The organism is Brevundimonas sp. GW821-FHT10A07 (genome assembly GCF_059415785.1).
On the sequence record NZ_JBWKNX010000014.1, the window covers coordinates 93,337 to 100,413 of the forward strand.

General features: G+C 62.0%; 4 protein-coding genes. 1 reads left to right on the forward strand and 3 read right to left on the reverse strand.

Annotated elements, in window-relative coordinates; all coding sequences use genetic code 11:
• Positions 1-51: 51 nt before the first annotated feature.
• From AC07NC_RS12780 to AC07NC_RS12790, 3 genes are read right to left on the reverse strand one after another with little or no spacing between them, the layout of a single operon-like run.
• A complete protein-coding gene (locus AC07NC_RS12780) occupies positions 52-1,107 on the reverse strand; it encodes a hypothetical protein (protein WP_494569776.1) in 1,056 nt (351 codons plus the stop codon).
• A 36-nt stretch (positions 1,108-1,143) separates the two neighbouring features.
• The gene (locus tag AC07NC_RS12785) at positions 1,144-1,647 is read right to left on the reverse strand and encodes a hypothetical protein (RefSeq protein ID WP_492071520.1); all 504 of its coding nucleotides are present in this window, start codon (positions 1,645-1,647) and stop codon (positions 1,144-1,146) included.
• Between the two features lie 12 nt (positions 1,648-1,659).
• Positions 1,660-4,905: a LamG domain-containing protein gene (locus AC07NC_RS12790; RefSeq protein WP_494569777.1), complete on the reverse strand. Its 3,246-nt coding sequence runs from the start codon at positions 4,903-4,905 to the stop codon at positions 1,660-1,662.
• 843 nt (positions 4,906-5,748) lie between these two features.
• On the opposite strand from AC07NC_RS12790, the gene AC07NC_RS12795 reads away from it, so the two are divergent.
• Complete coding sequence (locus AC07NC_RS12795) at positions 5,749-7,035, forward strand: DUF4011 domain-containing protein (protein ID WP_494569778.1); 1,287 nt, start codon at positions 5,749-5,751, stop codon at positions 7,033-7,035.
• Positions 7,036-7,077 lie beyond the last annotated feature (42 nt).

Genomic DNA, 7,077 nt, shown 5'->3' on the forward strand with positions numbered 1-7,077 from the left:
CTAGGACGGACTCCAACTATTCGTCCAGAGGTTCAAGGGGTCAGGTCGGCGTTAGCGGTCCTCCAACTCCGAGGTGCTGGCGATGGCGACGGTGCATTCGCCGATCTGGATGAGCATGGCGGCGACCGACATGGGGCCCGCGTCGGAGACGCGCGCGGTTTCGAAGGCGAAGGCAGCGGACATGTCCACTTCATCGCCCAGCGCGGGATACTGGTAATAGGTCACTGTCAGGGTAGCGCCCTTTGGGAAGGCGCCAGAGGGCGAGGTCGCCGTGACCACTAGGTTGCCGGAGAAATTGGCCGGCACGCTGGCGTCGAAACCCGTGATCTGGTTACCGTTTACGTCGGGCGCGGGTAGCGTCATGTTCTGGTTGATCGGGCAGGTCTGGTCGGTGCACTGAGCGCTAACCGCCGTGCCCGTCGCGAAACCGCGGCCGAGCACCCGAAAATGGAAATAGGCTGGCGTGGGGTTGATACTCGCGAAGCTGAAGGTCCGGATGATCTGCGTCGATGTATTCGACTGGTAGCTAATGTTCCGCCAGCCCACGGCAGGATTGTTCTGGACCCACAGGGCGAAGGCCGCATTGGACGGAAAGGTTGCTGGTATCTGGATCGGGTGGGTTGCGGTCTGGAGGACGGAGATCAGACAATAGTGCGGCCCGGGAGGAAGACCCGTCAGGAGGAAGGATGGACTGCTGATCGCGATCCCGCTCGCGGCGATGTTGGTGTTGCCCGTACCGTCCACCAGAGACAGCGCGCCAGCGCCGCCGGCGCTGTTGATCTGGGTCCAGGTCGTCGGCAGCAGAAACAGAGAGGCGTCGGCATAGTAGAGGCTGGCCGTGCCGGCGCCCGCGACCGTATTCAGGTTCTTGGCCCGGACATAGATGTTGTTGACGCCGCCGTTGATGATCCCCTGCCCCTGATCCGGTCCGGCGTAGGTGGAGTTCGCGGTCGCCCAGGTGAGCGACCCGCTCTGGACGGGGATGATATCCGGAGACTGACAGGGATTTCCGCCCGACGGATAGAGGCCGGTGTCGCCGAAATTGTCGCGGACATAGAGGTCATTGTACATGGTGGCAGCGACGGCGTTGCGGATCAGGGCAAGCATGAGTGGGCTCCTGTGAGCGGTTGAGATCGTTGAACGTCAGGACGCTGCGGCCAGAATTTGACGGTCAACCACAGTGGCGAAGGGTAGGACCGACACAGGTTCGTCGCCGATGCTGCGGACGTCCCCGAGCACATTGTGGCGGACGAAGAAAACGACAGTGACCAGTTCGCTGTGTCCGCGGAAGGCCACATCCCCGACCTTTGGCTCCTCCGTTCGGCCATCGGAACCGCCGAAGCGCGGCAGGGTGACGGCCATGGAGTGCGAAAGGAGCTCCAGCAAGGCGGCCAGGGCAGCCCCGTGGTCCTCAAGCTCGCTCACCCGCACCATAATCCGATGCTCGGGGTGAGCCGCTTCATGGAAGTAATCCGTATAAACCCGCGCATCCTGGGCCACACGCCGTTCGAAAACCCAGTTCTCGGACGGTACTTCAAACAGGGCTAGCCCACGGGTCCGGAGCTCCGCCGCAGCGCCGACGCGACGCGGCCACGCCTCAAATTCGAACCTTTTTTTGGCGCCCTCGAGCCAGGCTTGATCGGTCATGGAGCAGTCTCGCTATGCCACCGGCCTGCGGCCAGAGTTGGTGTTGGCGTCAGGGCCATACGGGATGCACCGCGCGATGCCTGCCGCCGTATTGGCGGCGAGGCGTTCCCGATAGCTGGTGGCGGTGAAGGGGGTCGGTATGGGGACGAACGGCGAGGGGCTCGCGCCCAGGGTCGAGAACGGCACCTTAACGGGCAAGCCTGCGGTGTGGGGCCCCATTCCCCAGGGGTTGGGGCCTGTGTCGTATTGCAGGCAGGCGTCGTAGAGCGGATCAGAATAGCTCCCCGTCCCGGTCCAGGTCACTTCATGATAGCTGAAGCCGCCGCTGCCGTGGGGCGGCGGAAAGGGAACGGACCAGGTCGTATATCCGATGGCGAGGATCTGGTTACAGGTGAAGCCCGTCGAGAAATCCGCCGTATTGAGCATCATGGAAGCGAAGACGTTGGCTCCCAGCACGTTGGAGAAGGTGGTGACGATGGTGGCGCAGTCGGTGCAGTTCACCGTTTTGCCGTTGCCCTTGCCCGTTGTGAGATAGTCAAGGAACAGCCCACACAGGAATCGGGAAACGCCTGCGCTCGGCCCGGTGTAAAAGGAGGCGCCAGCCGTCAAATCGTACTGAAGGCCGATACCGGAATTGACCTGGGTTGTGATCTTGCTGAGGAGCTGATCCGGGGTGGTGACGCCCTTGGCCCATACGCAGGCATAGTCCAACAAGTCCGTCCACGGCAGCTGCTGGTTGGTGCGTAGCGCGCCCTGCTGCCACGGCGCGTTGGGCAGGCTGAGCGTCACATAGACCCGATGACTGGTCGTTGCCATGTTGGCCCAGGCGCCGTCATCGACCTGATACTGCCACGTCCAGGTTACATCTTGGCGCTGAACGCCGCCGCCCGCCAAGGCATGGTGCGTGAGGGGAATCGTGACGGTCGCCGTCGTGCCGCTGAAGGTCACGGCGATGGGATCCAGGGCGCCGAGGATGCCGCCGCCGGTCGCCTGTATCCTGACGGCATGGGTCGTCGGGGCCGGGATGTTGACCACCACCTGGATCGAGGGTGTCTTGCCCGCGACGCTGGCGAGCGCATACGCGCAGGGCGCCTCCTTGGCCGAAACCCGCCCGGGCACCCATTCGGGCACGGAAACGTCCGTTCCGAAATTGCGCCGTATGGTTAGGGCCTCCACGGTGGCGGCCGTGGGATCATAGTCAAACGCGACACTGGCCAAAGCCACTGTCGGCAGGGGGTCGCAGGTCGCCGGCTTCTCGAGGTAGATCTTGACGAAGGTGACGACGGTCGCCGCCAGCGACGCGATCACCCGCGCCGTACCGACGCCTGCGGCGATCAGAAGCAGATTGGCGACGACCCTGATGAGACTCCAGAAGCCAACATCAATGAGGGCCAGTATCAGTGGCCTGAGGAGACCAGCGGTATAGGCCGACCCGAGGATGGCGAACGCACCGGCGGCCGTCATTCTTGCACCGGCGGCCATCTGGGTCGCGACGCTGGGGATGGTCAGCATCCGGCCGATCAGGACGATGGCCTTATCACCGAGTGCGCTGCCGACCCCAGTGAAAGCGTCTATTGCGCCGCCGATGACCGTGAAGATCAGCCGCACCTTCCACATGGTACAGTCGTCGATGGCCGTTGGGTCACCCCGATAGGCGACATAAGACCCGCTCGGCCGATGGACGATGATCAGGCGCTCGCCATCGATGTCATGCTGGGCGACCAGGAACGGCAAGGCCGTCGGGTCTTCCGCCAGCTTGCGTCGGGCATCTGTCCACGCCGCCTCAACCAGCGCAACGTCTTTCGGGTCGTCAAAGGCCGCCAGGTCGCTGGCCATGGCGGCGTCGAACTCGGCGCTGTTACGTGCATGAAAATCCGAAAAGTCCAGGTCGGCCCGCAGCGCGGCCATGACCTTCGGATCAAGACCCATGGGCGGCGGAGGCGCATCCTCCTGACCGCCCGCCTGCGGCGGCATGGCGGGCGCGGGCTCGAGTTGCCCGGCCATGACCGCGCCCTCCGCCAAACCTACCGGATGACCGTTAGCCTGGTTGCGGGCCGGAGAATTGGTGAAAACATAGGCCGCCGACAGGTTCGTCGAGGTGACGTCGGGCGGTGTGCCCATATAGGTCAGGATATCGGCCGCGCTCAGCGCCGTGGACCAGACATCGACCTCCTTAAGAAAGCCTTGCAGGGTCGTCGCTCCGGAGGGGATGCCCCGGGCGATGGCTGCGCCGATCAGCAGGTCGCTGAACTGGCTGTACAGCGGAATGGGCGGGCAGGCCTTGGTGCTGTCTAGGACGCCGTTGATGTAGATCGACAGCGTCACGCCGTCGAAGGTCGTGGCGATATTGGTCCAGACCCCGACCCGAACCGAGCCAGACGAGGTGAGATCCTGCCCGCTATCCCCATCCGAGCCCCTTTGCGACACCACCCGGAAGGCGGACACCGTGGTGTCGTATTGCAGATAGAGGGCCACCCCCGTGTCCATCGAAAGGTCGCTGTTGACGAACACCGCCTGGACCGGATTGAGGGCCGACGAGACATAGACCGAGGTCTGGATGGTGTACGGATCGACCTGGCCGCCGCCGGGATTTATCGCCTTCTCTCCCATCGGCCGGATGAAGCCGACGGTGCCGAGAGACGCGGCGGGAGAGACCTTGATGGGAACGGCATTGCCCTGAAGCGTGATCGGATAGGCGCTAGGCCCGCGATCGACCGGAGGATTACTGCTAAAGTCGAAATCCGCCACAAGTGTCCCTGCTGCGGGCGGCCCGAACATGTTGTTGAGCACATCCTCAGCGTTCAGGGAGGTGTTGTAGATTCGCAACCGGCGCATCAGGCCCTGGACGCCTTGGCCGATGGTCACCGGGTTGGCGTTCGCCGCAACCTGCCCCATGCAACTCTGGCCGGTGTTGAACTGGCCGTCGATATAAAGCCTGACCATCGCCCCATCGAAGGTCATGCAGATGTAGTGCCAACTGTCGTCCTTAAGCTGGGCCTGGGTCAGGTCCGATAGGACGATGGGCAAATTGTTGAACTCAAAATAGACCGAGGGACCCTGGCTGCCGAAGGCGAACACCCCGTCCTGGCCTATTGCGACGGTGCTGGCGGGCAGACCGTTGAACCGAACCCAGGCATCAACGGAGACCGCCTTGTTCGCGGTGAAAAGCGCCCCGGCCGCCGCGCTCGTCTGGGCGCTGGAGAGGGCGTCGAGCGCGAGCGAAACATAGCTACGATCAGTTCGCGGATCGGTCGGCATTCTGAAGCCTCGATAGCCAGATTGCAGGGGACGCATTGTAAGGAACGGTAGCCGGAACTGCAGAAACGCCCGCGAACCGCAGCAAAAACAACGACAACCCCGTCGATGACCCAGGGTGGTTTGCCGACATCCGTAGATTGGCGCCGATCGTGGCGGCTAGCAACATAAAATAGATGACTACTCGCTTATAAGGCGAGTGACCCCGCAGATACTGGGTGTCCGGTCTGCGTCCCGACGAAGCGCAGCGCCGCGAGTCTAGGCCCTCGCCTCGCATCGCATCGAGACCAGCCTACAGACGAAATCCCCCGCTGAGCCGCCAACTGGTTCACTAGACAGACCTCAACGGGATCCCATCATGGCTGATCCGGCTGCTCGCGACTGAATAGCTCCAACGGCCTTGCAGCGGTCGCCGGCACAAGGCCTGGCCAAAAAGGAACCGGTTTTGGCGGCCCCGGATTCTCCCATGCAGAAACGAGGAGACGTCGCCGATAAGCAGCGATGATACCGTCGGGTCGCCGGGCGATCAGCCTGATAAGGGCCTGCCGGTCGAACTGAGGACCGCCGACGCGATCTTTGCAAAGGCGGGGATGTCGGATGGCCGCAGTGCGCCAAGAGCCGTCATTGGGCAGCTATCTAAAATCGGACATTCAAGCGCAATCTGACGATGCCTTCCCGTAGGAATTGAAGCGGCATAGCTGCCAGCGACCGCCGTGGAGCCCATAATCCTCACAACGCCATCTATCCTCCCTAACTCGCCTGCATAGCCTCTCAGGAAATTTGCAAAAACAACGCTAGACGGATCGATCCTTCTCATACACTTCTGATTGTGATGAGGGGCTTATAATGTCTAACGAAGACCTAGTGTTGTCGGCTACCGAACCGGTGTCCGTGTTCCAGAGCGATCTGCCGATCGAAGTGAAATTGGATCGAGCGCGAACGGAGCTGCTTGATCTTTCAGCGCGCAACCGGCTGCTCAGCATTCCGCGATCTGCAAAGAGCGCAAAGACGCTCGAATGCGTTGACGAACTCGGGACTGAGGTGTTCCGCCTGCTGGTGAAAGACGGCAAGGCATTCAGCTTCGTTCCAGGCAAGGGCGAGGTGGTCGAGAACGAGGACGGCGTCGAAGAGATAGCCGAACTTGCTCAGCCCGAGGACGACGGCGTCGACTCGCGAGGCGTGGCCAACCGTCATGCCGACACCCGGTTGCAGACACGCCTAACCCCAGCCGGGCTGCAGAAGAAGCTGCTCGATCTTTATTATGACGCTCGAACGCTCGAGGAGGAGCAGGGCGTCAATATCCTCTTTCTGGCGATCGGCACGCTCAAATGGGTCGATCCCAAGAATCCAGCCTTGGTCCGATATGCTCCCCTTGTCCTCGTTCCCGTGGAGTTGGAGCGAGGAAATGCGGCAGAGAAGTTCAAACTTAGGGCGAGACAGGAAGACGTTTCCGCCAACCTGTCCCTCGAGCTCTTCCTTGACCGCGTGCACGGTTTGAAACTGCCGACATTTGAGGCCTCCGAGGACTTCGACCTATCAGCTTATGTCGCCGCCGTAACTGAGGCTGTGGCCGCCAAGCCTGGCTGGGGCGTTAATCAGGACGATCTGGTCCTAGGCTTCTTCTCGTTCGCGAAATTCCTGATGTATCGGGATCTGGATCCGGAGAATTGGCCTGAGGACGCCAAACTCTCGGACCATGCGATTCTGAAGCCGTTGATGACTGTAGGTTTCCCCGAAGGGGAGCCGCTAACCCCCGAAGAGACGTCGGTCGATGACCTCGTGTCGCCGTCTCGGATGGTTCATATCGTCGATAGCGACAGCTCGCAGACCATGGCGATCGAAGAGGTCCGGCGAGGACGCGATCTGGTCATCCAAGGCCCGCCAGGCACGGGCAAATCTCAGACGATCGCCAATATCATTGCTGCCGCTGTCGCGGACGGGAAGACGGTACTTTTCGTCGCCGAGAAGATGGCCGCGCTTGAAGTGGTGAAACGGCGGCTCGACAGCGCCGGCGTCGGTGACGCGTGTCTGGAGCTGCACAGCAATAAGGTGAACAAGCGGGCTGTGCTCGAGGAGTTGCGCCGCACTTGGGATCTCGGGGTGTGGATCGGCGTGGAAAAGGGACCCCGTTAGCGGTGTGATCGGCGTCGAATAAGGACCCCTCATTCCTGAGGT